Raw genomic sequence first — 26,876 nt, 5'->3', positions numbered from 1 at the left:
GGTTATGAAAGACGTCATTATTGCATCGGCTGTACGTACCGCTGTTGGGAAGGCTCCTCGCGGAACTCTTCGGACTACCCGCCCGGATGATCTGGCTGCCGTTGCCATCTCCGGGGCTTTGGAGCGTATTCCGCAGCTTGATAAGGCGGAGATTGAAGATGTGATTCTGGGCTGCGCGATGCCTGAGGCAGAGCAGGGGATGAATGTGGCGAAGGTTGCCAGCTTCCGTGCGGGGTTGCCGGTTACGACTGCGGGGATGACGATCAATCGCTACTGTGCGTCGGGGTTGCAGTCGATTGCGCTGGCGGCGGATCGGATTCGTGGCGGATCCGCGGATTGCATTGTTGCGGGTGGGACGGAGAGCATGTCGTATGTTCCGTTTGGCGGTAATAAGATCTCGGTGAATCCGTGGCTGGTGGAGAACTATCCTGGGTCATATATGTCGATGGGGCTGACGGCGGAGAGGGTGGCGACTCACTACGGGATCACTCGGGAGCAGATGGATCAGTTTTCGTATGAGAGCCATCAGAAGGCTCTGGCTGCGATTGCAGCCGGGAAGTTCGACGATGAGATTGTTTCGGTGACGGTTACAAATACTATGCCGAATGGGAAGAAGGCAAAGACGACCGAGTCTACGTTCAAGCAGGATGAGGGGCCGCGTGCCGATACGTCGCTGGAGGCGCTGGCGAAGTTGAAGCCGGTGTTTCATGCGAAGGGAACTGTGACGGCGGGGAACTCGAGCCAGACGTCCGATGGAGCGGCGGCGGCGGTGGTGATGTCAGCCGAGCGCGCGGCGCAGCTTGGGATCAAGCCGATGGGTAAGTTTCTTGCGTTCGCTTATGCGGGGTGTGATCCGGAGGAGATGGGGATTGGGCCAATCCATGCCATTCCCAAGGTGCTGAAGATGGCTGGGTTGTCGCTTGAGGATATTGATCTCTTCGAGTTGAACGAGGCGTTTGCGGCGCAGTCGCTGGCGGTGTTGAAGGTGCTGGGGATTGATCCGGCGAAGGTAAATGTGAACGGGGGCGCGATTGCGCTGGGGCACCCGCTTGGCTGTACGGGGGCGAAGTTGACGGCTACTTTGCTGCGGGAGATGCCTCGGCGCAAGGCGAAGTATGGGATTGTGACGATGTGTGTTGGGGGCGGGATGGGAGCGGCTGGGATCTATGAGGCTCTGAGTTAGAGAATGCGTACATACTCCAAGTCGGATCGAAGAGCCTGGAGCAGATTGCGTCCAGCGGGCCGGAGTGACTGGCATCAGATTCGAGTAGTGAGTGGATATGTCGCGGTGATTGCGGTGGTTGTCGCAGTAGTTTTCTTTATCAAGCACCGACACCATCAAGAGATTCAACAACACTGGAAGTGCGCCACAGCCATTGTCGAAGAGGTCCGCCCGGAGATGATACAGACGGTGAGCTATGCCAAGGGTGGCAAAACGGCGCTCTACGAAGTTTCAATTCTGGCGAAGTATGTCTCGGATGGTGTAGAGCATGAACGGTGGATTACTGTGGAACAACCGTCGGTATCACTCGCTGAAGCACAACTGCAGACGTTTCGCTGGAAGGGCCAACATTGTGTTGTTCGATGGAAGGCCACTAAGCCCGAAGAACTGATTGCTGAAGTGGATTAGTTTGCAACCTTGAGCGTAGAAGCTATAGAAGGAGTAACACCATGGCAACGATGACGACCCCCGAACCGACTACCGCTACCCGCATCGCTGGTGGCAGCTTTCTTATCAGCGATCCGACGCCTACGGATTGTTTCTTCCCTGAGGATTTTACCGACGAGCATAAACAGATTGCGGAGACGACGGCAAACTTTGCGGTGAACGAGATTATGCCTGCGTCGGACTCGATTGAGGCGAAGGATTTTTCGGTCACGAAGCGCCTGCTGAAGGAGGCTGCGGAGCTTGGGCTTACCGCGATCGATATTCCTGAGGAGTATGGCGGCCTGGAGATGGATAAGGCTACGTCGGCTATTGTTGCGGAGAATATCTCGAAGCAGGCCAGCTTTTCGGTGGCGTTCTCGGCGCATACCGGGATCGGTACGCTGCCGCTAGTCTGGTACGGCAATGCGGAACAGAAGAAGAAGTATCTGCCAAAGATTGCTTCGGGTGAGATTGTTTCGGCATATGCGTTGTCGGAGTCGACGAGCGGTTCGGACGCGGTGAATGCGAAGACGAAGGCGGTGCTGTCTCCGGATGGGAAGACGTACACGCTGAATGGCGAAAAGATGTGGATCTCGAATGCGGGGTTTGCGGATCTGTTTACGGTGTTTGCGAAGTGCGCGATTCCGGAGGGACCGGATGCGGGGAAGGAGAAGCTGACGGCGTTTTTGATCGAGCGGGGAACGCCTGGCTTTACGCAGGGGAAGGAAGAACACAAGCTGGGGATTCGCGGCAGCTCGACGTGTCCGCTGATTTTGACGGACTGCGTGATTCCTGTTGGCAGCCTGCTGGGGGAGGTGGGGAAGGGCCACCATATTGCGTTCAACATTCTGAATGTGGGGCGATACAAGTTGGGCAATGCCGCGATTGGCGGCGCTCGGATGGCGCTTAACAATGGGATTCGATACGCGATCGATCGGAAGGCGTTTGGCAAGTCGATCTCGGAGTTTGGGTTGATCCAGGAGAAGATTGCGAACTGCGCCACTGGGATTTTTGTGGGCGGGGCAGTTTGTTATCGCACGGTAGGGCTGATTGATAAGGCTCTGGCGGGTGTGGATAAGAACGATACGAAGGAGATTCAGAAGCGGATTGAGGACTATGCGGTGGAGTGCTCGATTGTGAAGGTGTGGGCGAGCGAGATGCTGGATATGGTTGTCGATGAGACGCTGCAGATCTTCGCGGGCTATGGCTATGTTGAGGAGTTTCCGGCGGAGCGGGCTTATCGGGATGCGCGAATTAATCGGATCTTCGAGGGGACCAATGAGATCAATCGGCTGATTATCACCGGCTGGCTGATGAAGTCGGCGATGAGCGGGAAGCTGGCGCTGATGCCGGCGATCAAGAAGCTGATGGATGAGGTGATGTCCGGCCCGAGCGAGAGGGTGGAGCGCGAGGGGCCGCTGGGTGAGGAGCGCAACCTGCTGGCGAACGCAAAGAAGCTGACGTTGTTTGTCGCTGGGGCCGCGACGCAGAAGTATATGACGCAGATCGCGGACGAGCAGGAGGTGATGGGGGCGATTTCGGACATGATTATCGAGGTGTTCGCGATGGAGAGTGCGATTCTGCGGGCGGAGAAGATTGCAGAAGGACAGTCGGCGGAGGCTTCGGCTGTGCAGGTTGCGATGGCACGGATCTATGCCGATAAGGCGATGGCTACGGTGGAGCTTTCGGCGCGGAAGGTGATTGCGGCGGTAGCTGAGGGGGACATGCTGCGGACGCAGCTTACGATTCTCCGCCGACTCTCCAAGCATGACTCGGCGGATACGATCAAGCTGAGGCGGCAGGTGGCTCAGCACGTCCTGAAGGCTGGAAGGTATGCCATTTAGAGACATGTGATACATAAAACGACCAGCCGATTGATTCTTCGGCTGGTCGTTTTATGTATTGGGTAGACCCAACATTGCTGTCACCAGGAGCAAGTCTGTCATCCGGTTATCTGCTCGCAGCCGAGAAGGAGCTGAGTTCCAGGAAGTTATATAAGGGTACTGTCTTTGTAGGGCTACACTCCGGAAGCCTTCTCGCAAGGAGCGCCGAATCCGGATCTTGTTCCCGGTGAAACGCGCGCTTCCGCTTCCTTACGACCGATCCTCAATCTCAATCCTCAAACCCTCACCATCCGGGAATACCGTCACGTCGTGAAAGTCACTAACCACCGGTCGATGCCTCAACTGCTGCGCCGAGAACGTCGTCGACAAACCCACAACCTGCATCCCCGCGCTCAGCCCGGCATCGATCCCGGGGCGTGTGTCCTCGAACACCACGCACTCTTCGGGCGCAACACCTAACAACTCCGCCGCGCGCAAAAAGCCCTCCGGATCCGGCTTCCCGTTGTGAATTTCGTCGATTGGCACGATGATGGCAGGCAATGGCAAGCCAGCACCAGCCACGCGAATCTCCGTAAGCTTGCGCCAAGCAGAGGTCACAATCGCCCACGTTAGGTGGTTCGCTTCAAGTGCCTGCAGCACCTTGAGCGCTCCTGGCACTGCCAGGATGCCTTCCGTTTCCGTCTCTTCGAAGTGAGAGAGCTCCGCGATCTCCTGTGCGTGCTCTTGCCCTGGCAGGAAATGCGCTACCGTAGCTTTACCTGGGCGACCGTGCGAGAAGGTCAACACCTCCTCAAGCGGTAGGCTGTGCCGCGCGGCCCACCATCCCCAGGCACGTTCAACCACCCGCGTCGAATCGACCAGCGTTCCGTCCATATCAAACAGAATTGCCTTGCCTCTCAGGAAAATTCGTTCGCTCATACTCTCTATGGTCGCACTTTGATCCATAAAGGGTGTACCTCGTGTTGGGGATGGGGAGTGATCGAAGGTTTGCGGCATACAGGCGTGGCTCTCGGTTTCAGCTTTTCTTCCTGAAATGGCACAACCGGAAGACGAAATAATGTCTTTCCTTCTGTAGACGCAACATTTTCTTTTATCGTCTGTCTAAGCAAGTACCTCAGCCCCACTCTGGTTCGTCGGGCCAGTCGATCTTGGTGTGTGGAGCAGCAGTGCCACCCCGTAACCCGGTAGTAAGGTAGAAGAATATCCATGCGCAGCCGCCTTTTCTCTCAACTGTTTGCTCCTGTTATCCTCCTTGCCTCCGCGTTCAGCCCTGTTGGCCAGGCCGCCGTTCAAAACAGAATAGCCAGTGCTGTCAACAGCGGAGTGCGGAATCCTTTGCCCGGAACTGTTACTGGGCGAGCCCAACGTGCTGCGGATCTTGGCGCCGCTCCCGCGGACAAGAAGCTTGAGTCGATGTCACTGCGCTTCAGCATGACGCCGGCCCAGCAGGCCGATCTGAGTCAGCTTCTAGCCAATCAGTTGAATCCGGGCTCGGGGAGTTATCACCAGTGGCTGACGCCGGAGCAGTTTGGGGCGCGCTTTGGCCTTAGCGCTGCGGATATTGCCAAGGTTTCGACATGGCTTACTGGTCAGGGCTTCACGATCACCCGGGCGGCTCGGAGCAATACCTTTATCTCTTTTTCGGGCACAGTTGCGCAGGTGCAGCAGGCGTTTGGGACTTCGATTCATAGCCTGTCGGTCAATGGGGAAGCTCATTTTTCCAATGTCACCGATCCGGTGCTTCCATCTGCCATCGCGGGGGTCGTGACTTCCATTGTTGGACTCAATGACTTCAAGCCGAAGCCTCACTTGCGCGCGCGGAGTGCTGCTTCGATTGATCCCTCGCAGCCACACTACACGCAGACTCTGAGCGGAGTTACGAGTCATTACATTTCGCCGGCTGATTTCTACACCATCTATGACGAAAATCCTCTGCTTACGGCTTCCACGCCGATCAATGGCACGGGCGTGACAGTTGCTGTGATGGGAAATACGGATCTTAATGCGGGCAATGTCCTTCCGGACGCGAACATTGCCCAGTTCCGCACGGCGGCTGGTTTGCCCGCGATTAATCTCAAGCTGCAGTCTGCTATTCCTGCTGGCGGCTCTGACGCGGGGGTTTCGGCGAACGATATCGATGAGGCGCATCTGGATATTGAGTGGTCGAGTGCGGCTGCTCCTGGAGCGACGATTCTGTATGTTTTCAGCAGCAATAACATCTTCGCGGACTCCCTGACTTACGCCATCGATAATAAGGTCGCTCCGATTATTACCATCAGCTATGGCTTGTGCGAGAGCGGTTGGGGGACCGCTATGCTGGCGAGTTACAACAATCTGCTGGCTCTGGCGAATGCGCAGGGGCAGACCGTAGTTAGTTCCTCTGGCGATGCCGGTGCTACCGACTGCGACGGGGTGGGGCTTGCGACAGAGGGGCTCAACGTTGACTTTCCCTCCAGTTCTCCTTACGCTACCTCTGCCGGCGGAACCATGTTCAGTGGAGATGTGGCAACCCCTGCCACCTATTGGAGCAGCGCTAATGGAACCAACGGCGGCTCCGCTCTCTTGTACATTCCAGAGCAGCCGTGGAATGAAACTACGTCCAGCGCTGGCCTTGGCTATAACGATGGAACTGGGGGCGGGGCTGGGGGAGGCGGAGCAAGCGCTTTCTTCTCCAAGCCAACGTGGCAGACTGGCACGGGCGTTCCCAACGATTCCTCACGGGATCTTCCTGATATAGCGCTAAACGCTGCTGCTATCCACGACGGATATCTGGTTTGCAGCTCGGGCGATGGCCAAGGTGAGACGCCTTGCGCCAACGGCTTCCTCTCCGCCAACGGTAACCCGAATGTGTTTGGCGGGACCTCATTTGTTGCTCCAACCTTTGCAGGTATTTTGGCTCTGGTCGAGCAGAAAGTTGATCCGACAGGCGCGACAGCGGGTTGGCTGGGCAATGTAGGACCAACGCTCTATGGCTTCCTGAATGGGCCGACCTACAGCAGCGTTTTTCACGACATCATCTCCGGTAACAACTCAGTTCCTTGCACCCAGGGGACACCGAACTGTTCGAATGGCCAACCGACAGGCTTCACCGCGGGGACTGGCTATGATCAGGCTATAGGCCTCGGCAGTTTTGACATCAATGCCCTGGTCACGGGCTGGAGTGGCGTAAAGCCAGTTGGCACGGGTACCGGTAGTGGTATTGGGACGAGCATCAGTACGACGGCGCTTACGACCAGCGCTTCTCTCTGCGCGGTTTCGGCAGGTACTCTGGCGCTCAACGTGACTGTGGCGGGGACTGCTTCGGGTCCGACACCGACAGGTTCGGTTCAGTTCTTTGTCGATAACGTAGCTGTGGTGGGTGGCACCACCACTTTATCGGGTGGAACCGCGAGCTATAGTCTTGTCACGTCGTCGCTTTCTTCCGGTGGTCATAATATCAGCGCGGTCTACTCCGGTGATGGCAACTACGTTGGTTCCAAAGGGACGCTCCTCTCACCGGTCAGCCTCAGTTATGTCTATTACAACGGATCCACTCCAGTCACAGCTTACCCAAGCGGCAGCATCGCTTCGGTGGATATTGTTTCTTCTACATCTTCGGGTAAACCCGATTTCTCCTTCGCCCCTGCGACCTGTGGCGCGACGACGACGGTACAGCCGGGGGCTACCGCAGCGGGGGTTACTTTTACGATCACACCGGTCAATGGATTTACGGGCTCGGTCAGTCTGACCGCGACCAACGGTGATGGAATGGTCGCGACGCCTAGTTTCTCCGTGTCGCCAGTTTCGATCACTACTTCGGCCGGCGTATCCACTTCGTTTGTTGTTGTAGCTTCTGCGCCGACGACAGCCGCAAGGTCAATGCGGCCGGGATTGAGACCGTTCGGTCGAGGCCCGGCGGGTAGGATGCCATGGTACGCAGCTGGCTCTGGAGCTACGCTTGCTGGATTGTGTCTGCTGATGTTGCCACGTCGTCGCCGCTGGGGCGCTCTGCTTGCCGCTGTGATTACGATTTCGGCTCTGACAGCGGCTGGCTGCGGATCCAATACCTCGACCACTGGTGGAGGCGGTGGGACTACACCTCCTGCTGGGACGACAAATGCTTCTCCGGGCACCTATACGTTTACGGTTACCGCAATAAGCGGCACCTTGGTGCATAGTGCACAGATTGCATACGTCGTACCGTAATAGGAGTGGTTGTGATTTCCTGGCCGCGCTCTCGAAGGCGCGGCCTTTTTCTTGTTAGAAGTGTTTTTCGGATATCCCAGGCGCCGCGGTTTTCGGAATGGGGATTGGTTGCTGACAATATCAGGCTTACGGATTCAGGACTTGACCGGGGCTCATTGTCATCGGCGGTTCGACGATCCAGGCTGCTCTCAATCAGCTTCGCGATTCAATAGCTTACTTGCGATTGCGTCAGACCAAGACAGACTAATGGGCTGTAATCTTTTCGTGTTTCGCAGCTTCGGGAACCTTCTCCTCCGCGCCTTCGGCAATCCGCATCAGATAATTTTGCGCGCTGAACGGAGCACCTGTCGTCGGTGCCCGTTCATACTCACCATCCGGCTGCAGAAAACGTGCTTTTGTGTTGTCTGCCAGATAGGCGGCAAGAATCTCTTCGCGCAGCCGCTTGTGAATGTCTGGCTGGGTTATTGGAAAGACTACCTCGCATCGCTCGATCAGATTTCGGGGCATCCAGTCGGCGCTTCCGCAGTAGATTTCTTCCTTGCCGCCGTTTGCGAAGCAGAAGATGCGGCTGTGCTCGAGAAAGCGACCGACGATGCTTCGCACTCGGATTTTTTCGCTTACGCCCTTGACGCCAGGCCTCAGGGAACACATACCACGGACGATCAGGTCGATCTCTACGCCCGCGGTTGAAGCGGCGTATAGGGCCTCTACCGTTCGGCGATCGAGCAGACCGTTCATCTTGGCGATGATCGACGCCGGGCGGCCAGCCTTGGCGTGGGCTGCCTCTCTTTCGATGAGGGCAACCAAACCATCGGCGAGCGTCAAGGGTGCTACCAGCAGAGGCTTGTAGTTTTCTGATTCGGTCTCAGCGGTGAGGTAGTTGAAGACCTTTTGTACCTCACTGGTCAGCTCCGGCTTCGAGGTAAGGAGGCTGATATCGGTATAAAAGCGCGCGGTGACCGGGTTGTAGTTTCCTGTCCCAAGGTGTGCGTAGCGGCGGACCACGCCGTCTGGATCGCGGCGCACCAGGAGCGACAGCTTGCAGTGGGTCTTCAATCCGAAGATGCCGTGAAAGACGCCGACACCTGCGTCCTCGAGCTCTCGCGCCCACCGAATGTTGGAGTCTTCGTCGAAGCGCGCCATCAGCTCAACGACGACGGTCACCTCTTTACTCTGTCCAGCCTCGGTAAGAGCCGTGAAGATGGGCGAATCTTTGCTTGTGCGGTAGAGGGTCTGCTTCATCGAGATCACACTGGGATCCTGCGCTCCGGCCTCGATGAACTCCTCCACGGTCTTGTACGAGTCGAAGGGATGGTGCAACATCACATCCCGCTTTCTCATCTCCTCGAAGATATCGGTGGACTTTGCACTGAGTTTGAACTCCTTCGCGACGAAAGCCGGATACTTCAGTTGAGGCTGCTTCACTTCGGAGTAAAGATTCATCAGACGCGACAGATTCACGGGGCCGTCGGTCTTGAATACCTGCTCCGGCTCGAGCTCGAAGTTGATCCGCAGTCGCTCGACCATCTCTTCGATCGCTGAGCTTTCAATTTCCATTCGGACGGCGTCGCCTTTGCGTCGATTATGTAACTCCGCTCGAACACTCTCCAGTACAGAGCGGGACTCCTCCTCCTGCATGTAGAGGTTGCTGTTGCGGGTGACGCGAAACGCCGATCGGGACAGGACCTCGTATCCGCGGTACATGCGCTCCACTTGAGACTCCACCAGCTCATGCAACAGGATGAAGTCGCAATTGCCGTCCGTGCTTTTAAGCGGGACGAGGCGGGGAAGGGCGCGAGGCACGGTTACGACACCCAGGGCTGTCGCCGTCTTTACTCCGCGCCGCTTGTGCTTCAGCAGGAGGCCGATGCAGAGCGCCTTGTTGAGCACCCTTGGAAAAGGATGGGAGGGATCGATGGTCACCGGGGTCAGAAGAGGGTCGACCTCGTCCTCGTAGAAGTCCAGCGCCTGCTTTCGTGCCGCGTCGCTCAACTGGCTCCAGCGCAGGACGCGAATCTTCGCTGCATGCATCGCGGGGAGCAGTTGTTCGTTCCAGCACTGGTACTGCGCCTCTACAAAGTGATGAATTCGCTCCATCAACCCATCGAGTCGTTCCTGTGGGGTGAGTCCGCCTTCGTCTGGCGGTTGGGCAAGATTGTAACCATCCTCGATCCGCTGAAGAAAGCCGGCGACCCTGATCTCCACGAACTCATCGAGGTTGCTGGCGGTAATTGCGAGGAACTTTACCCGTTCGAGCAGGGGATTGGTCTCGTCCTGTGCTTCTTCGAGCACGCGCTGGTTGAACCGCATCCAGGACTCGTCGCGGCTGAAAAAGAGATTTTCGACCGTTTTGGCGGTGGCTTTTTTGGCGCTGGCGGAGTTTCCGATAGTTCGTTTCGTAGCACTCATAGAGATCTAAAAGATTACCGCAATGGTGTGAATCTTCTGTGTGAACAAGCGTGAAATATCGTTTGCTACCTATATGAGGATGGCCGCCGGAGCCACCAAAGGCTGGAAACAAATCCGGGCCACCATAAAATATTTGTCGGCTCTATCCGTCTACACCTGTAGATGACTGACGTTCCTGGCAATTGGAGCATTATCGAGCAAGACCAGCTGATCTCTCAGGCGTTGGAGAGGGACCGGCCCAGGCTGCGCAGCTTCATCCGCAAGCATGTTGCCGACACGGGCGAGGCTGAGGACATTCTTCAGGATGTGTTTTACGAACTACTTGAGGCCTATCGGCTGATGAAGCCCGTAGAGCATGTGACGGCGTGGCTGTTTCGCGTCGCTCGAAATCGGATGGTCGATCTCTTCCGCAAGAAAAAGCCTGCCTCGCTGAGTAGCCCTGCGTCAGGTGAAGAAGAGGATGGCGGAACACTGGAAGACCTGCTTCCTTCGGCCGATGCCGGGCCAGAGGCGGTTTACGCAAGGAGTCTGCTGCTGGAAGCTTTGGAAGAAGCTCTTGAAGAGTTGCCACAGGCGCAGCGTGAGGTCTTCGTCGCACATGAGTTGCAGGGGCAGAGTTTCAAAGAGATATCCGCCGAGACCGGCCTCAGCGTCAACACGCTGCTCTCGCGAAAGCACTACGCCGTGACACATCTGCGGCAAAGGCTGCAGTTAATCTATGAAGATTTTGTCAGGAAATAAGGAGTTATATATGGGGCATCATCCAGCAGTTAAAGCAGTAAAGATCGCATTATTCGCCGTCGTTGCCAGCGCTGTGCTGGGTTTTGTGGTTAGGGGTCTGTGGAATGCGCTTCTGCCTCCGATCTTCGGCTGGCACACGATCACCTTCTGGCAGGGGCTTGGCATGTTTGTGCTCAGCAAGATTCTTTTTGGGGGCTTTCATCGTCACGGCGGAGGCCGCAACCGCTGGAGACAGGGAATGAAAGATCGCTGGGAGCGTATGACGCCCGAAGATCGCGAGAAATTTCGCAAGGGGATGCGTTGCGGTCGCGGGCCTTTCGCCTCGCACGCGGAGACCTCGCACGCGGAGACACAGATATGAACGAGATTGAAAGAGACCGCATCGACGCTCGAGAACCTGGCGGCGGGATGAACTCTTCTCCCTCGAGGTATAGCCGGCAATCTGCCACTGACTTCACGGATCGGGTTGGCGAGCTTGAGATCGAAAACGCTCGCCTTCATCGGCTGGTCGCGGAGCTGTTGATCAAGAATCAGCAGCTTCGCAGAGCGGACTAACCGGCGCGCAGGCGTTAGTTCGACGAAGACCCCGCGAGCCGTCGGTGAGCATGCTGGCTCAAGGTGCCGCTCGAGGGTGTTCACTTTCCGCTTCGAATGTCTGTATAGTTTCAAGAAGATCACATTATTTGCAGACGTTCCACACAGGGGCATCAGAGTCTTGAACAGGTCGCCTCGCGAACGCTGCAACTATACAGTGGCGACCTCGTAGCCAAGCATGACTCAATCAGCGTGCCTATTCGACACTGCCCTGGCTCTTATACGATTCGCCTCATGGGGCGGTCGGACAGCGAAATGCCGTGTCTTTATGAATTGCTTTTCCTGAGCCGATACTCTACCCAGTAAAAATTTGTTCGAACTCAAGGAGACATATGCATTTTAGAAAACTAGGACCTCTCGTTTTGGCGTCTGCGTTCGCGGTATCTGCTTCAGCCGGCTTTGCCCTCGCTCAGAGCGCTGGTCAAGATATGAAGGCTGCTGGGACCGATACAAAAGACGCAACCAAGGATACCGGTCACGCCATCGCGACCGGGTCCAAAAAGACTGCCACAGGAACGAAGAAGGTCTACCACAAGAGCGTCAGCGGGACGAAAAAGGCGGCGGATAAGACGGCCGATGGGACCAAGACCGTTGGCAAAGATATTGGTCATGGCACCAAGGTTGCGGCCAAGGATACGGCCCACGGAACCGAGAAGGTCGGCGATAAGATCGCGGGTAAGCCTACTCCGCAGTAAGATCCCGCGCGGGTGTAGAGCTACCTCTTTGAGTTTCTGCCTTATTGGTGGAACTCAAAGAGGTGCGTCTCAATCTGTTCGATAGATTCTGTCCGAGATCTGCTTCGGCCATACTACCGTTGTTGCCAGCACTACGAGAGCTACCCAGAAGAGGTCTGCTCCCAGGAGATGCAGAATCTGCATCCAGACGGGAGCCAGCAGCAGGACGTCCGCGAGTCCGAGCGCGAACTGGAAGCAGAGGAGAGATAGGACGATCCCGGCGGTTCGACGAGCGCCTGCTCGCTTGGCCTGCGCCACCAGCCACAGTACGAATGCTGCCGCAATGACAGCGCTGACCGGATGTACGCCTCGCAGCCGCAGGAGCCAGGGGGAGTTTGCTGCGAAGTCCTGAGCGAACGCCGCACGCAGCGAAGAAGCAGGGAACAAAGTATCTCCCAACGCTGCGAGCGATCCGCTAACGCCGACGATCAGCGTGGCCCCAAGGCCCAGGAGTGCCCACAGCTTTTTTGTTCCGCTTACGCTGAACTCAGCCCATCTTTGTCCTGTACCCAGCAGCCGTGCGGTAAGGGTCAGCGCAGCTAGAAGCAACAGCGTATTGCTGAGGTGAATGGAGAGCACGACCACTCGTCCTATAGACTGGTTGCCGGTTACGTAGCCCAGCTTCACCAGCAGTGCACCCAGGAACGCCTCGTTCAACAGCAAGACCATGGACACGACGGCGAGGGTTCGTGCTGCCTGCCCTTTGAGGGTTCCGCGAAACGTCCAGATCAGTAGCCCAATGACTAGGAATGTCGAACCGCCGGTCATGCATCGATGGGTGAACTCAATGATTGTGTCGATGCGCGGCGACAGCGGAATGACCTGTCCATTGCAGAGCGGCCAGTGATTTCCGCATCCTGCGCCGGAGCCGGTGGCTCGGACCAGCGCTCCCCAAAGGATCACCAGCACGTTATAGCCGACCACGGCCCAGGCAAACTGCACCAGCGCTCGAGAGGTTTCGAGCCTCGTCGTTGTCGAACCGTCCGGCGTCTTTACCGCTCCAGCCGTAGCCATATCATTATTCTACGCAGCTTTTACGACGTCGTTTCAGAGCATCGCGCTGTGAGTTCTGGCCCAGAGAGATACGGCTAGCCGTTCGCCAACTCCTTCGCACGTTGGGTCGCTCGCTTCACTGCTTTGATCAGAGTTACGCGGAGGCCACCCTCTTCGAGTTCCAGAATGCCGTCGACGGTGCACCCGGCGGGGGTGGTCACTGCGTCCTTTAGCAGCGCAGGATGATATCCAGTCTCGAGCACCATTCTGGCGGAGCCGAGGGTCGTCTGTGCGGCGAGCAGAGTTGCTACATCGCGCGGCAGGCCTACGTTTACGCCAGCTTCGGCGAGGGCCTCGATGATGATGTAGAGGAATGCCGGCCCCGAGCCTGAAAGGCCAGTGACCGCATCCATGTGCTTTTCATCGACGACGACTGTGCGGCCGACAGTCTGGAAGATCTTTTGCGCTACCGCCATCTGCTCCGCGGAGACGAAACGTCCGCCGCAGAGGGCCGTAATAGCCGCAGCCAGCATTGCCGGTGTGTTCGGCATCGCGCGGATCACAGCAAGTTCGCATCCCGCGCCCTCTTCGATGCTTCGGGTTTTTACGGAAGCCGCAAATGACAATAGTGTCTTCTTCGGGGTCAGCGCAGGCTTGATCTCTTCGATCAGCGCAGGGACCTGGGTGGGCTTTACTCCGAGCAGAATCACATCTGCCTGTCGCGCAGCGGCAAGGTTATCTGTCGTCACCTCGACGCCAAACTGCGCCGACAATGCTTGCGCGCGCTCCGGATGTTGGACCGTGGCAAAGATCTGCTCCGGTGCAAGCAGGTTATTCTTCAAGAAGGCCTGCAGAAGAATGCCGCCCATCTTTCCTGCGCCCAGTACTGCTACCCGCGACCCCGGCATTACCGGAGCCGGAACCGTCACTTCATAGCTGTCGCTCATCTCCAAAGGCTACCAGAGTAGGCTTTTACCACGCAGCTACTTCTTCTGCGCGGCGATCCAGGCGTCAATGCGCTGCTCGAGTACGTCCATCGGCAGTGCGCCCGAGTCGAGGACCTCATCGTGAAACGCCTTGATGTCGAACTTCGGGCCCAGCGCCGTCTTCGCGCGCTCCCGCAACTCGAGGAGCTTCAACTGACCCATCTTGTAGCCCAGGGCCTGCGCCGGCCACGCAATGTAGCGATCGACCTCAGCCTGGATGTTGGTCTCGTCGATGGCGGAGTGATCGTGGAAGTAGTCGACCATCTGCTGGCGCGTCCAGTGCTGGGAGTGCACGCCGGTGTCGACGACCAGCCGGATCGCGCGCCAGATGTCGGCCTCGAGCCTTCCGTAGTCGCTGTACGGGTCTTTGTAGAACCCGACGTCCTTGCCCAGCCGTTCGCTGTAGAGACCCCAGCCTTCGGTGTAGGCCGTGTAGTAGGTGTACTTTCGAAACTCCGGGATTCCGGTAAGCTCCTGAGCAATGGAGATCTGAAGATGGTGCCCTGGAATTCCTTCGTGATAGGAGACCGCTTCGACGGGGGCGAGCGAGCGCTCCGCGAAGTTGTACTCGTTCACATAAACCCGGCCGGCCCTACTGCCATCGGGAGTGCCATTGTCGTAGTAGGCAGCTGATTGATCTTTTTCCATGTACGCGGGTACGGGAACGATCTCCAGCGGAGCCTTCGGGAGACGACCGAACAGATCAGGCAGCTTCGGCTTCATTCCGGCGATATATCCTTTGTAGTCCTCGATCAGGGCTTCGGGAGAGGCTGGATGTTCCTTGGGATTTGTCTTCAGAGCTGCGCTGAAGCTCTTGATGTCAGAGAAGCCAAGGCTCTTCACGATGGCCAGCATCTCTGTCTCATCGCGCTTCACCTCGTCGAGTCCGATCTGATGGATCTCCGCGGCGGACTTGCTCAATGTAGTGCTCTGGCGAATGCGAAACGCATAGTATGCCTCACCATCGGGCAGCGCAGAGGCGCCAATCTCCTTGCGAGATTTCGGAATGTACTCGGCCTTCAGAAATCCGGCGAAGCGTTTGTAGGATGGCAGTACGTCGGTGGAGATCGCATCAAGCATCTCTGACGAAATCCGCTTCTGCTCTGCCGCGCCTACAGTCTTAGGGAATTTCTTGAGAGGCTGGGCAAACGGGCTCTCCTCCGGCTTCTGGTTGGCCAACGCGAGAGTCTGCACCAGCACCTTCTCCATCAAATACTGCACCTGAACGCGGCCTTCGTCGGCGCCGAGTTGCATATTGGTCATGATCTGCGAGAAGGCGTTCGGAACTTTCTTGAGCCGCGTGATGTAGTCGTCGTAGTCTTTGACGGAATCGAATTGCAGCCGGCTAGGAAGCTGGGGAAGATCGGTGTGGAAGCCGTAGAACTGATTGACGGGCATCTGCCACTGTTTGAACTTTGCCGCCTCCTGCTCCTCGATCGACTGACGCAGCATCAGATCCGCCGACAGTTTTTCCTGGTCGGTAAGGCTGGTGGTATCGATCTCCGAGAGCTTCTGAATGTAGTCGCGTCCACGGGCCAGGGCAGCGTTCAACGCCTGAGTGGAGTAGTCCGTCAGCTGGTCGTTGTAGCGTTTATCGCCGATCGAGGAAGCAAACTCGGGCGAGCGCTTGAGCCTGTCCTCCCAGATCTGGGTGAAGAGCGTGGATAAGGCTTTGCTCTGTGCTGCAACCGAAGTGGCGACTGGCGGCGTGGCTGTTAACTGGCCCTGCACCATCTTTGGCGCTACGCTGAAACAACAAATAAGTATCCACCTGCACGTGCGGCTTTGCCACAATCTCGTCATCTCTGTCCTCAACCTTGACCTTCAGTCTATCGTGGCGAGCAGAGCTTCTGCGTCGGCGGCTTAGAGTGAAGCGCATTTCATCGCAGGGTCTTTTCGCGGCGGGACAAGGTGAACTCTTATTGCAAGATTGTCGAAACAGAGGCGTCCAGCATCCTGTAGAGGGTCGAGCGGCTGATTCCCAGCGTCTCCGCCGCGCGCACCTTGTTGCCTCCGCAGCCCTTCAATACGCGCAGCACGTGCTGTTCGATTACATCCTGGAGCTTTGCGCTTTTTGCGGTCGCATCCGATGCGGATGTTGGTGGATTCTCTTGAGCGAGCATAGGCAGATGATGCGATTCGAGCCTATCGCCTTCAACCTGTGAGATGCTGCTCCGCACAACACCTTTCAGTTCGCTTACATTCCCAGGCCAGCTGTAGCTCAGCATTCGCTCCAGCGCTTCGTCAGAGACGGCTAGCACCTTTCTCTCGTAGAGCGGTGCAAGCTGAGAGATAAAAAACTTCGTTAGATCCGGAATATCTTCTCTGCGGTCCCGCAATGGTGGGAGGGTAATTTCAACCATGGCGAATCGCTGGTAAAGCTCCGGTTGGAATCTGCCTGCGGAAGATAATATTTTGAGATTTTCGCTGCTGGCGGCGATCATTCGCAGGTTGGGCCGCATGTCGTGTAAGTTGGGCCTGCTGGCTTCGATGTGATTCTGTGTCGAGTCGTGCCGCTGTAACAGGCGAAGCAGACGAAGCTGGGTCTGGAGTGGCATCTCGTGGATTCCATCGAGAAAGAGGGTTCCTCGCTGCGCCATCCTGGCCAGGCAACCGATTGCATCTGCGGGGTGCGAGCTCCAATCGTTCTCCTTCAGATGTCCGGCGATTGCTTCTTCAAGAGCGGCTCCATGACAGACCACAAACGGACCGTCGGCGGCGTGGCTCATTCCGTGGAGCGCTCGAGCCACCTGTTCCTTTCCGGTCCCGGCCTCACCATGCACCAGTACAGTTCGGAAGTGTGGGCCGATCCGCCGGACTTGCAGCCGCAGCCTGCGCATCTCCGCACTCGAGCCCACGATCTCGAGCCCACTCCCCTCGGGCCAAGGCTCTTCGATAGGCGCAGGAGAAGGATCAAGGATGGTGGTAGATCGTGTAATCGACATGACTGTTTCTTACATCGGCAGAATCAGTCTTCCGTTGAGCCCGAAGACACGAAAAACCGGAGACCGCTCGATGCAACAGCGAGTCTCCGGCGTTAGATTTCAACAACTTCGCGATTAGGCAGTGGTTGGCGCGCAGTAGGTGTCAAAGGCGCGCTGAAGCTCCTGCGCAATGGCCGGGGCGGTCGAGGTCTCGATAGCCGAACGCTGCATGAGGTAGACGAGCTGGCCGTCGCGCAGGATCGCAATCGCGGGCGAGGTCGGCGGATGTCCCCCGAAGTAGCTGCGTGCTTTCTCGGTGGCTTCGCGGTCCTGACCTGCGAAGACGGTTACGGAGTGATCGGGCTTGGCGGAATGCTGCATCGCCAGGCGAACTCCCGGACGCATCTTGCCGGCGGCACAGCCGCAGATGGAGTTGACCACCACCATCGTTGTTCCCGGCTTTGCAACTGCGGCATCTACCTCGGCCGCACTGCGGGCCTCCGTCAAGCCAGCGCGCGTCAGTTCTTCGCGCATTGGAATCACCATAATCTCTGGATACATAACACTCTCCCTTTAACCCATTTTGCTCGCGGGTAAAAGCCGCGCTTGTTTCGATTCTACGTTCTACTTCTGCCCCTTGCACCCCTCCCCCCGTAAAAAGCGCGCAAAGTATTCTAAATAAAATGGATAGGTCTGGACTTCAAATAGACTTTTCTAGCTTAGGAAGAACTACCTCCGAGCGAACTAACCTTTTGAAGGCGTCGAGTGTGTCTAGTTTCAACGGCCGGGCGATGTTGTACTCTCTAACCCGTGCCCTCTCGCGACCTTTACCTTCAGGAGAACGTTTCGCTAGCACCCTATACGACCTTTCGCATCGGCGGTCCGGCTCGTTTTTTCTGCGAAGTGACATCGATGGAGGAGCTACTTGAGGCTGTCACTTTTGTGCGGGAACGGAGCCTACCTTTATTTGTGCTCGGCGGTGGCAGCAACCTTCTGGTGACAGATCGAGGTTTCGATGGTCTGGTCCTTCGAGTCAAGATCGAAGGGGCGATCAATATCAACGGCGGCTACCGAGACGATAGGCCCCGGCAGACGAGCATTACATATGACGTCCCCGGCGGAATGGACTGGGACGCGTTCGTTCTTAAGGTCGCCGAGGCGGGGATCACGGGGATCGAGTGTCTAGCAGGAATCCCCGGATTCGTCGGCGGTGCGCCCATTCAGAACATCGGCGCTTATGGACAGGAGGTCTCCACCAGCATTCTTTGGGTTAATGCACTCGATCTTGAAACCCTCAAATTTGTCACGCTGACTGCCGAACAGTGCGGCTTCGCCTATCGCCGCAGCATCTTCAACACCACCCACCGCAACCGGTACATCGTCATCTCAGTCACATTCAGGTTAGACCTTCATGCAACACCCAGTCTCCGCTATGCAGACCTGCAGAACTACTTTGCGGGTCGTGGCTCCGCGCTTAAACCTATCGATATCTATCATGCTGTTCGTGAGATTCGACATGGCAAGGGCATGTTGATCGTCGAAGGCGAATCTGACTGCCGCAGTGCGGGATCGTTCTTCAAAAATCCCATTGTTCCAGAGCGTCTTCTGCTTGATATCGCGACGACGCTGGATCTCTCCGTCGATAAGATTCCCCACTGGACTGCTGGAGAAGACCTTATCAAGTTGCCCGCCGCGTGGTTGCTCGAACGCGTCGGCTTCACTAAGGGCTTCCAACTCGGCGAGGCCGGCATCTCGTCCCGCCATACACTCGCACTGATCAATCGCGGCCACGCTACGTTTGCCGATATCTCGGCGTTGCGCGATACCATTCAGCGTGAAGTTTACCGCCGCTTCAAGATCCAACTTGAACAGGAGCCGGTCCAGTTGGGCGCCTAAGAGGGTCCGACCCGCAACTGGCTCATCAGCCGCCGCCGTTCTTCTCCAAGCACTTCAAAGACTGAGCCTTGCTGCACGATCTTTCCCTCTGTGATCCTGATGACCTCGGCTTCAAGCTGAAAGGCTTCTCCGACGTCGTGGGTTACGGAGAGTACCGGCGTCTTCCATCGCATCAGGTACGTTCGCAAGCCGTCGACAAGTTGATCTCGCATGGCGTAGTCGAGTCCTGAGAATGGTTCGTCGAGCAGCAATAGTGCGGCTCCCGACCCCTCGTAGGTGATCGCAGAGACGACCGCACGCGCCACCGACACTCGCTGCTTTTCTCCTCCACTGAGCTGATGAGGTCTTCGATCGGCAAGCTCCTGTATGCGAAACAGACTCGTGATCTCATCGACGATCCTGCTCGTATCGTCGGGCCTCGCACTCTGCCCGAGGCCATAGGTCACGTTCGAATGCACAGTCATGTTTGGAAATAGCCGGGCGGTCTGGGCTGCGGTTCTCACCGGGCGAAGGTGCGGAGGAACGAACACACCCGAAACTCGATCGACCAATACATTTCCTTTCTGCACGATTGAACCCGAGTCCGGGTGCACAAAGCCGGCGATGACTCTGAGCACGGTGGTTTTGCCACTGCCGGATGGTCCAAAGAGGACTGTCCAGGGTTTGGTTAACGCGAACCTGACATCGAGCGAGATGGCTCCCACTCGATGTTCGATACTCACAGTGAGCAACTGGTTCGATTCCCCCGGCAGACTATCGGACGACCTATCAGATGATGTCAGCCTATCGGACAATGTCAGCCTGCCTTCCGTCGGTCTTCCGCATTGAGGGGAGAAGATAGATTGTTAGCAGCGCCACCGTTGCAAAACCGATCAGCACGAGCGCCGTGCGATTGGCAGCCGCATAGTTTCCGTCCTGCACGAGGTCGTAGAGCGAGATGGACAGGGTCCGCGTGGCCCCGGGGATGTTGCCGCCAAGCATAAGCACCACGCCGAACTCGCCTACGGTGTGGGTGAAGGCCAGGACTGCACTGGTGAGCAGGGAAGCGCGCGCCATCGGAAGCACTACTGTCGTGAATCTCTTTGTGGGTTTTGCACCTAGACCCGCCGCGGCTTCTATGAAGCCTCGGTCCACCGCCTGAAAGCCGGCTACCAGAGGTTGTACGGCAAATGGCAGGCTGTAGAGGATCGACCCTATAAGGAGGCCGCCGAAGCTGAACGCCAATGGATGCCCGAAGACTTGCATTAGGAGCCTTCCCGGTGCGGTGAGCGGCCCCATGGCGATCAACAGGTAGAACCCAAGTACGGTTGGCGGCAGCACCAATGGCAGAGCTACTATCGACTGGACGAAGGCGCGGGCCGCCCCGTGTCCTGAAGCGATCCACCATGCCAGCGGCAGCGCTATTACAAGCAGAATTGCCGTCGTTCCCACTGCCAGCCGCAAAGTCAACAAGAGCGCTTCAAAATCCATACAGCGTCAGTCTATGACAAGCTGTCCTGCCGGACGGGCCCACTGCGCGTGGGACGGGCGTTCGCACGCCTCTTTAGAGCTTCGCGTGGTCCTCCCGATGGTCGGAATGAGTATAGTTCGCGATCATCGGGAGCGCCGAGCGAAGCGGTATACACGTCACGAAGCGACTGCCCTCCGGGAAGGACGCCCGGCCGGTATACAGCCTTCCTACTGCACTGGGCGCAGACCCACTTGCGGAAGGTCTCCCTGAATCGCCGGAGAGAGCAGCCAGTTCAAAAAGAGATGCGCCTCTGCCTTGTGCTCAGACTTTGCCATGATTACCGCGCATTGCCGTATCTCCGGGTACTGCGAGGTGGGCACCAGGATGTAGGTTCCAATCTCTTTGAAGCGCTGAGTGCTCGCCGCTGTGAGTGAGATCAATCCGAGCTGCGCGTTCCCAGACTCCACAAACTGCGCTGTCTGCGAGATATTCTCCCCCACGACCAAGTGCGGAGCGACCTGGTCGTAGAGCTTCATCCTACGGAGTGCCGCCGCCGCCGCCCGACCATAGGGTGCGTGCAACTCATTCGCGATGGCGACTGTCTTCACGCGCGGATCAGACAACGTGTCCAGGGTGAGTGGCAAGAGGCCGGAGTCTTTCCGGGTCCACAGCACCAGCGTGCCCTTGGCGTAAGCCGTTGGCTGGGCACCATCGGCCAGCCCAGCCGTCACAATCTTCTCCGGGAAGACGTAGTCTGCCGCCAGGAAGATATCAAAGGGAGCGCCGTTCAGGATCTGCGTGACGAGTGTCGAGGACGATCCGAAGCTGACGACCAGCTTGATTCCGGTTTCATGCTCATATCTTTGCGCCAGTGCTGGCATGACTGGTTGCAGATCTGCCGCGGCGGCCACGCGTAGCTCTTTCTGCCCCCAGGCACTTCGACTACCCAACATCACGCCTAGGCATATGACAAGACACACGAAGGCCGCAGACGCACTTCGACGTTTACGATAGGCTAGAAGCAACCATGAAAGTAGCAACACATCACCTTAGATGCACCGAATGCGCGACCGTCATCGGCAAGGATGAGGTTAGCAGCAACTTTCGCTGCCCGGTCTGCAACGGTCTCTATGAGGTGGTGTACCCCTGGACCAACGCCGCCGCCGGTCCCGATAGCCGGCTTCCCAATCCCAGCGCCCTTCGCTGGCTCTGGCAGGAACGGCGGTCCTCAACGATGGCCGTGGACCAGTCCGGCGTCTGGCGCTTCCGCGATCTGCTGCCTATCGTCGACGACCTGGAGAAGGTGATTACGCTGCGCGAGGGCAATACTCCTCTCTACGATCTCCCTCGCTGCGCGAAGGCTGCGGGGATCGACTGGCTACTGGCGAAGCATCAGGGCATGAATCCTACAGGGTCCTTCAAGGACACTGGTATGACTGCCGCACTGTCGGTCGCCGCGCAGAGCGGCTTCGAGTGGGTCGCTTGCGCCTCGACCGGCAATACCTCTGCCGCCATGGCCGCCTACGCGGCGCGGGCGGGTTTGCGCAGCATCGTCTTCATCCCCGAGGGCAAGATCGCCTGGGGCAAGCTCTCGCAGTCGATGGACTACGGCGCTCTTACGATCCAGCTCAAGACCGACTTCGACGGCTGCGTCAAGATTCTTGGCGAGCTGGTGAAGCAGTTCCCGATCTACCTGCTCAACTCCGTCAATCCTTACCGTCTGGAAGGTCAGAAGACGCCAGCCTTTGAGCTGGTCGAGCAGATGGAGTGGCAGGTTCCTGAGCACGTCATCGTCCCTGGTGGGAACCTTGCCAATTCCTCCGCGCTGGCCAAGGGCTTCGCCGAGATGCGTGAGCTTGGCCTGATACCGCGCACTGCGAAGATCAGCATCATTCAGGCCGAGGGGGCCAACCCCCTTTATCGCAGCTTGCAGGAGAACGGCGGAGAGCGCCTGACTCCCGTCGTGGCTAATACCCGCGCTACTGCGATTCGGATTGGTAACCCGGCCTCGTGGCGTAAAGCCGTCAATGCCCTTCAGACCACCGGCGGCTGGTGCGAACAGGTTACTGAGCAGGAGATCGCCCTAGCCAAGGCGGAGATCGGTGCCGAGGGGGTCGGCTGCGAGCCTGCCTCTGCTGTCACCCTTGCCGGGCTCAAAAAGCTAGTGGCCCAAGGCAAGATTTCCACAGAGGAGCGGGTTGTCCTCATCCTCACTGGGCACACCCTTAAAGACTCCGCTTATACCATCGACTATCACCGCAACGAATTGTTCTCGGATGCTGAAAATGCTGACCTTAGCGTTAAGGATAAAACTCGACACGCGGCCTTAAGAAAACCTCCTATGGTTCTTGAAGCGGACGCCAGTTTGGTTCTCCGGACCCTCGAATCCCACATGCACCAGCCGCAACCAGTATGAGTCAAAGCACCACAACGGACCGAGGCAAGCCGTACCATCTGCGTCTGCCTGCTACCTCGGCGAATCTGGGTCCCGGGTTTGACGCGCTCGGCCTGGCGATGGCGCTTTATCTCACTATCGACGCCTGGGTCGCCGACGGCTTTTACATCGAGGCTACTGGTCGCGACGCTGACTTATGTGCCAGGCTCGAAGACAATCTCATCCTGACGACCTACGTCGACGTTCTGGCGGTCGCCGGAGTTCTGGCTCCACGGCTCCACCTCCTGATCAATAATGAGATTCCTCTTGGGATGGGTTGCGGCTCGAGCGCCTCGGCACTCCTGGCCGGCGTCTTTCTGGCGAATCACTTCGGCAACCTGGGCTGGACGGGCCAACAGATACTCGAAGAGGCCTGTATTCGGGAAGGTCATCCCGATAATGTGGCGGCGTGCTATCTCGGCGGGATGACGGCTTCTTTGATGAGTAAAAACTCATTATCAACATCTACTTGCGGAGAAAATCTAATCTGGGGATTGAACTTAGCGATGCCCCCCGCCAGCCTTGCCACGGAAAAGGCGCGCGCGCTGCTTCCTGCTACCTATCCCCGGGAGGACGTAGTTGCCAATATTCAGTCAACCGCCCTGCTGGTGGCTGCCTTTGCCCAGGGGCGGGGCGATCTTCTCCGAATTGCTATGCAGGATCGTATCCACCAGCCGTACCGCATGAAGGTTTGCCCGCTGCTCCCACTGCTGCTGCCCCTGGCGGACAGTTCGGCGACACTCAGTCCAAAGATCGCGAGCCCCAGGATTCTGGGCGTTGCTCTCAGCGGCGCCGGTCCGTCTGTTCTGATCATTACCGAAGATGCCAAGCCTTCGGCTCTTCCTGCTATGATTCGCGAAGCCGCTGGCGACGAGTCACTTGAAGTTCTACAGACGACAATTTCTATGGGAGCACTTGAAGGCTGAGACCCATCCCTTTCACGCAGAAGGGATTAGGCAGACAGAAGTAACATCTCAGTAATGGTAATTTTGTTACCTAAGAGTTCTTTACGAATCGCAAAAAGCCCCGTACTTTAGCCGAGTGGGCAGTTCTGGGGAGGGCTGCTACGCCGCCCGTTGACCTCTTTACAGAGGTCCGGGCGTTTACACTTTAAGTGGTATTTCGCACTCTGAAACTCCCGGTTCAAAATTGCATCTACTATAGAGAAGACTGCGCTGCACCGGATGGGTGTAAAAAGTGCAGAGCATTCTGGAGGAAGATAAATGGCAGGACAGTTCATCACCGAAGTAAATGATGCAAATTTTGAAAGAGACGTTCTTCAGTCGACAGAGCCTGTTCTCGTCGATTTTTGGGCTGCTTGGTGTGGCCCCTGTCGCGCTCTCGCCCCGGTTGTCGATGAGGTTGCCACACACTACCAGGGCAAGCTCAAGGTTATGAAGATGGATGTCGATTCCAACACTGCAACCCCGATGCGCTATGGCATCCGCGGTATTCCTGCCCTGCTCATCTTCAAGGATGGCAAGGTCGCAGAGCAGATTGTTGGCTTCGTTCCCAAGGACACCATCGACAAGTCCGTGAATAAGGTTCTGGCGTAAGTTTCAAGCAACGCCAAGGGACGGCCCGTTGAGTTCAACTCGCGGGCCGTTTCGTTTGCGTGCAAGATTGCTTATCCGCCTTCCAAATCCGCCCTGATAAACTCAAGCCTTAATGCTCGAGTGGATGCTCTTCCGCATAATCATGGTGGCCTTTTTCATTCTGGCCAGCAGCTTCTTCGTGGCCGCAGAGTTCGCCCTGGTGAGCGTCCGCGAGACTCGCATTCAGCAGCTGATCGCGCTGGGGCGGCCTGGCGCGCGTACGGTGCTCAAGCTCAAACACTCGATTGATGAGTTTCTGCCTGCGGTGCAGCTTGGCGTTACTGTAGCCGGTCTGGCTCTCGGATGGATTGGCGAACCTGCCGTGGCCGAGATCATCCTTAATTTCCTGGGTGGCCCTCTGCACCGGCTGCCCGCTCATGCGGTTTTGTATGCCCATACTGCGGCGGTCATCTTCGCTTTTTCGTTGATCACTTATTTTGAGGTTCTCTTGGGCGAACTTGTTCCGAAGTCGCTCGCCTTACAGCGAACCGAACGCATCGCTCTGGCGGTTGCCGGTCCTATGGACGTCTTTATTCGGCTCACCCGGCCTATTGTGAAGCTGATGAACTCGTCTGCGGCGCTTGTTCTCAGGCTCTTTCGGGCTCCCCTGCGCGGCGAAGGGGCGGTCCACTCGCCTGAAGAGCTGAAGCTTATCGCCACCGCCACGCGCCGGATGGGTCTGCTTCCCGTCTTTCAGGAAGAGATAATCCATCGCGCGATTGAGCTTAATCACGTCACGGTCCGCGAGATCATGACGCCTCGCGGCAGCATCTTCTCGCTCTCTGCGGACCTGCCGCTGCAGCAGGCCTCAGCCCGCATCGTTGAAGAGCAGCACTCCCGCGTCCCGGTCTATGATCCCGTCAGCGGCCCTGAGCACATCATCGGCATCGTCTACTCGAAGGACATCTCGCGCCTGATGCACTTCCGGACCGTCGCTCTTTCGCTTGGCGGCAAGGGCGAGTCCGGACTTACTCTCCGCCAGGTGATGCGTGAGCTGACCGTTGTTCCGGAGACCAAGCTTGCGATCGAGCTTCTGCAGGAGTTCCAAGAGAGACGCCGGCACATTGCCATCGTCGTTGACGAGTTCGGCTCGACGGTCGGCCTGGTCACGGCTGAAGATGTTCTCGAGCAGATCGTCGGCGAACTGGAAGACGAGTTCGACGTCAGCAAATCGCCTCTGCTCAGTACTACCGGAGCCATGGTGCTCGACGGCAGCACCACCCTCCGCGATCTTGGCAACCAGCTTCACTGGACATTCCCGCGCGAGCCTGGAGTTGAAACTCTGGCTGGCTTTCTCCTCGCGAACCTGGGCCATATTCCTGCCGCAGGGGAGAGTGTCGAGCATGGAGGCCGCCGCTACGAAGTTGCTGAGATGGCGGGGCGTCGTATCAGCCGCGTGATTGTGGAGGACGTAGCTCCGCCGCCCAACCAGGTCGAAGACGAAGCCGATAGCAGGGAAGCGATCCAGTGACTCTGAATCGCGCGGCCATCTGGCGACCACTCCGCCGTATCCTCCTCACCCTGCCAGTGCTGTGGGTCGTGGTCTCGGTGGTCTTCCTCCTCATCCACCTCGTCCCGGGGGACCCGATCGTCCAGATGCTTGGCGAAGGCGCCACCGCATCTGACATAGACGCACTCCGCCACTCCTATGGTCTGGACGCCCCGCTCGGCCAGCAGTACGCCCACTACTGGCATGGCATTCTTCACGCTAACCTCGGCCAATCCTTACGGCTGCACGACTCCGTCGTCCACCTCGTTCTTCAGCGGTACCCATACACCCTCGCTCTTACTGCCGCGGCGTTGCTGATAGGTATATTGCTATCCATTCCTGCCGGGATTGCCTCGGCTCTCCACCGCAACCGCTGGCAGGACCGCTTTCTCGGCGTCGTCTCTCTCGTTGGCCTGTCCTTCCCTAACTTCGCTCTCGGGCCGATTCTTATCCTTGTCTTTTCTATTCAGTTTGGGTGGCTACCAGTCTCGGGAGCCGGCACGGGTGAGGCCACCAGCTTCGTCCTCCACCTCATCCTGCCTGCTATCACGCTCGGTCTCTCGCTGGCCGCCATCCTCACCCGGATGGTCCGCACTGCCATGTTGGAAGAGCTAAACCAGGACTACATCCGCACGGCTCGCGCCAAGGGTCTTACGGAGAACGCGGTTGTCTACCGCCATGCCCTGCGCAACGCTCTGATCCCGGTTCTAACGGTTATTGGGCTGCAGTTTGGCAGTCTTCTTGCGGGTGCCATCGTAACCGAAACAATCTTCAGCTGGCCCGGGATTGGCCGGCTCACTCTGTCTGCTATCTCCAACCGGGACTATGCTTTAGTTCAGGGTTGCATCCTTGCCGTGGGGCTAACTTATGTTGTAGTGAATCTTCTGACCGACATCGCCTACACTGTAGCCAATCCGCGCATGCGCGCCGAGTAATAGCGCCTAGAGAAGGAAG

24 protein-coding genes are annotated in these 26,876 nt (G+C 57.5%); 14 read left to right on the top strand and 10 right to left on the bottom strand.

The features are described from left to right. Positions 1-4 precede the first annotated feature (4 nt). The 3 genes from HDF08_RS12425 (at position 5) to HDF08_RS12415 (ending at position 3,492) form a co-directional block, all read left to right on the top strand. A complete protein-coding gene (locus HDF08_RS12425) occupies positions 5-1,183 on the top strand; it encodes a thiolase family protein (RefSeq protein ID WP_179639017.1) in 1,179 nt (392 codons plus the stop codon). 87 nt (positions 1,184-1,270) lie between these two features. Continuing rightward, complete coding sequence (locus HDF08_RS12420; protein WP_179639016.1) at positions 1,271-1,630, top strand: hypothetical protein; 360 nt, start codon at positions 1,271-1,273, stop codon at positions 1,628-1,630. 41 nt (positions 1,631-1,671) lie between these two features. Then, positions 1,672-3,492: an acyl-CoA dehydrogenase family protein gene (locus HDF08_RS12415; RefSeq protein ID WP_179639015.1), complete on the top strand. Its 1,821-nt coding sequence runs from the start codon at positions 1,672-1,674 to the stop codon at positions 3,490-3,492. A gap of 249 nt (positions 3,493-3,741) precedes the next feature. Here HDF08_RS12415 and HDF08_RS12410 read toward each other — a convergent pair whose 3' ends face one another. After that, complete coding sequence (locus HDF08_RS12410) at positions 3,742-4,410, bottom strand: HAD-IA family hydrolase (protein WP_179639014.1); 669 nt, start codon at positions 4,408-4,410, stop codon at positions 3,742-3,744. Between the two features lie 288 nt (positions 4,411-4,698). Here HDF08_RS12410 and HDF08_RS12405 point away from each other — a divergent pair, with 288 nt between their 5' ends. Beyond that, the gene (locus HDF08_RS12405) at positions 4,699-7,677 is read left to right on the top strand and encodes a protease pro-enzyme activation domain-containing protein (RefSeq protein ID WP_179639013.1); all 2,979 of its coding nucleotides are present in this window, start codon (positions 4,699-4,701) and stop codon (positions 7,675-7,677) included. Between the two features lie 243 nt (positions 7,678-7,920). On the opposite strand, the gene ppk1 is transcribed toward HDF08_RS12405, so the two are convergent. Then, positions 7,921-10,086: a polyphosphate kinase 1 gene (gene ppk1 / locus HDF08_RS12400; RefSeq protein WP_179639012.1), complete on the bottom strand. Its 2,166-nt coding sequence runs from the start codon at positions 10,084-10,086 to the stop codon at positions 7,921-7,923. 162 nt (positions 10,087-10,248) lie between these two features. Here ppk1 and HDF08_RS12395 point away from each other — a divergent pair, with 162 nt between their 5' ends. From HDF08_RS12395 to HDF08_RS12380, 4 genes are all read left to right on the top strand, one after another. Next, positions 10,249-10,827: an RNA polymerase sigma factor gene (locus tag HDF08_RS12395; protein WP_179639011.1), complete on the top strand. Its 579-nt coding sequence runs from the start codon at positions 10,249-10,251 to the stop codon at positions 10,825-10,827. 10 nt (positions 10,828-10,837) lie between these two features. After that, positions 10,838-11,188 (top strand): hypothetical protein, encoded by a 351-nt coding sequence (locus HDF08_RS12390; protein ID WP_179639010.1) that lies wholly within the window; start codon positions 10,838-10,840, stop codon positions 11,186-11,188. After that, the gene (locus HDF08_RS12385; protein WP_179639009.1) at positions 11,185-11,382 is read left to right on the top strand and encodes a hypothetical protein; all 198 of its coding nucleotides are present in this window, start codon (positions 11,185-11,187) and stop codon (positions 11,380-11,382) included. Before HDF08_RS12390 ends, HDF08_RS12385 begins: the two co-directional genes overlap by 4 nt. Positions 11,383-11,849: 467 nt before the next feature. After that, complete coding sequence (locus HDF08_RS12380; protein ID WP_218884683.1) at positions 11,850-12,116, top strand: hypothetical protein; 267 nt, start codon at positions 11,850-11,852, stop codon at positions 12,114-12,116. Positions 12,117-12,185: 69 nt separating this feature from the next. On the opposite strand, the gene HDF08_RS12375 is transcribed toward HDF08_RS12380, so the two are convergent. From HDF08_RS12375 to HDF08_RS12355, 5 genes are all read right to left on the bottom strand, one after another. Next, positions 12,186-13,169, bottom strand: a complete 984-nt coding sequence (locus tag HDF08_RS12375) for a COX15/CtaA family protein (RefSeq protein ID WP_179639007.1) — start codon at positions 13,167-13,169, stop codon at positions 12,186-12,188. Positions 13,170-13,243: 74 nt separating this feature from the next. Continuing rightward, entirely contained in the window at positions 13,244-14,095 is an 852-nt protein-coding gene (gene proC, locus HDF08_RS12370) for a pyrroline-5-carboxylate reductase (protein WP_179639006.1), read from the bottom strand. Between the two features lie 36 nt (positions 14,096-14,131). Then, entirely contained in the window at positions 14,132-15,868 is a 1,737-nt protein-coding gene (locus tag HDF08_RS12365) for a DUF885 domain-containing protein (protein WP_179639005.1), read from the bottom strand. Between the two features lie 185 nt (positions 15,869-16,053). Continuing rightward, complete coding sequence (locus HDF08_RS12360; protein ID WP_179639908.1) at positions 16,054-17,079, bottom strand: sigma-54-dependent transcriptional regulator; 1,026 nt, start codon at positions 17,077-17,079, stop codon at positions 16,054-16,056. 114 nt (positions 17,080-17,193) lie between these two features. After that, positions 17,194-17,619: a BrxA/BrxB family bacilliredoxin gene (locus HDF08_RS12355; protein WP_179582382.1), complete on the bottom strand. Its 426-nt coding sequence runs from the start codon at positions 17,617-17,619 to the stop codon at positions 17,194-17,196. Between the two features lie 249 nt (positions 17,620-17,868). On the opposite strand from HDF08_RS12355, the gene HDF08_RS12350 reads away from it, so the two are divergent. Continuing rightward, positions 17,869-18,954: a UDP-N-acetylmuramate dehydrogenase gene (locus tag HDF08_RS12350; RefSeq protein WP_179639004.1), complete on the top strand. Its 1,086-nt coding sequence runs from the start codon at positions 17,869-17,871 to the stop codon at positions 18,952-18,954. Here the strand turns inward: HDF08_RS12350 and HDF08_RS12345 are convergent. The 3 genes from HDF08_RS12345 to modA form a co-directional block, all read right to left on the bottom strand. Then, a complete protein-coding gene (locus HDF08_RS12345) occupies positions 18,951-19,676 on the bottom strand; it encodes an ATP-binding cassette domain-containing protein (protein WP_353069270.1) in 726 nt (241 codons plus the stop codon). The two genes, HDF08_RS12350 and HDF08_RS12345, sit on opposite strands and share 4 nt — an antisense overlap. 61 nt (positions 19,677-19,737) lie before the next feature. Continuing rightward, positions 19,738-20,424: a molybdate ABC transporter permease subunit gene (gene modB / locus HDF08_RS12340; RefSeq protein WP_179639003.1), complete on the bottom strand. Its 687-nt coding sequence runs from the start codon at positions 20,422-20,424 to the stop codon at positions 19,738-19,740. A 207-nt stretch (positions 20,425-20,631) separates the two neighbouring features. Continuing rightward, complete coding sequence (gene modA / locus HDF08_RS12335; protein ID WP_373563180.1) at positions 20,632-21,315, bottom strand: molybdate ABC transporter substrate-binding protein; 684 nt, start codon at positions 21,313-21,315, stop codon at positions 20,632-20,634. A 116-nt stretch (positions 21,316-21,431) separates the two neighbouring features. On the opposite strand from modA, the gene thrC reads away from it, so the two are divergent. The 5 genes from thrC to HDF08_RS12310 all read left to right on the top strand — a co-directional run bounded on the left by thrC (position 21,432) and on the right by HDF08_RS12310 (position 26,857). Beyond that, positions 21,432-22,820 carry a threonine synthase gene (gene thrC, locus HDF08_RS12330; protein WP_179639001.1) on the top strand — a complete coding sequence of 463 codons (1,389 nt, stop codon included), beginning with the start codon at positions 21,432-21,434 and terminating at the stop codon, positions 22,818-22,820. Further along, positions 22,817-23,764 (top strand): homoserine kinase, encoded by a 948-nt coding sequence (thrB, locus tag HDF08_RS12325; RefSeq protein WP_179639000.1) that lies wholly within the window; start codon positions 22,817-22,819, stop codon positions 23,762-23,764. Before thrC ends, thrB begins: the two co-directional genes overlap by 4 nt. A 297-nt stretch (positions 23,765-24,061) precedes the next feature. Continuing rightward, complete coding sequence (gene trxA / locus HDF08_RS12320) at positions 24,062-24,394, top strand: thioredoxin (RefSeq protein WP_179638999.1); 333 nt, start codon at positions 24,062-24,064, stop codon at positions 24,392-24,394. 112 nt (positions 24,395-24,506) lie between these two features. After that, a complete protein-coding gene (locus tag HDF08_RS12315; protein ID WP_179638998.1) occupies positions 24,507-25,904 on the top strand; it encodes a hemolysin family protein in 1,398 nt (465 codons plus the stop codon). Then, positions 25,901-26,857, top strand: coding sequence for an ABC transporter permease (locus HDF08_RS12310; protein ID WP_353069268.1), 957 nt, complete (start codon positions 25,901-25,903; stop codon positions 26,855-26,857). The genes HDF08_RS12315 and HDF08_RS12310 overlap by 4 nt, the downstream gene beginning before the upstream one ends. Positions 26,858-26,876: the final 19 nt, after the last annotated feature.

Origin of the sequence: Tunturiibacter empetritectus (genome assembly GCF_013410875.1) — a bacterium.
Classification (GTDB): domain Bacteria; phylum Acidobacteriota; class Terriglobia; order Terriglobales; family Acidobacteriaceae; genus Edaphobacter; species Edaphobacter empetritectus.
The sequence above is the reverse complement of the archived record's forward strand: the minus strand, read 5'-3'. Positions and strand labels throughout refer to the sequence as shown.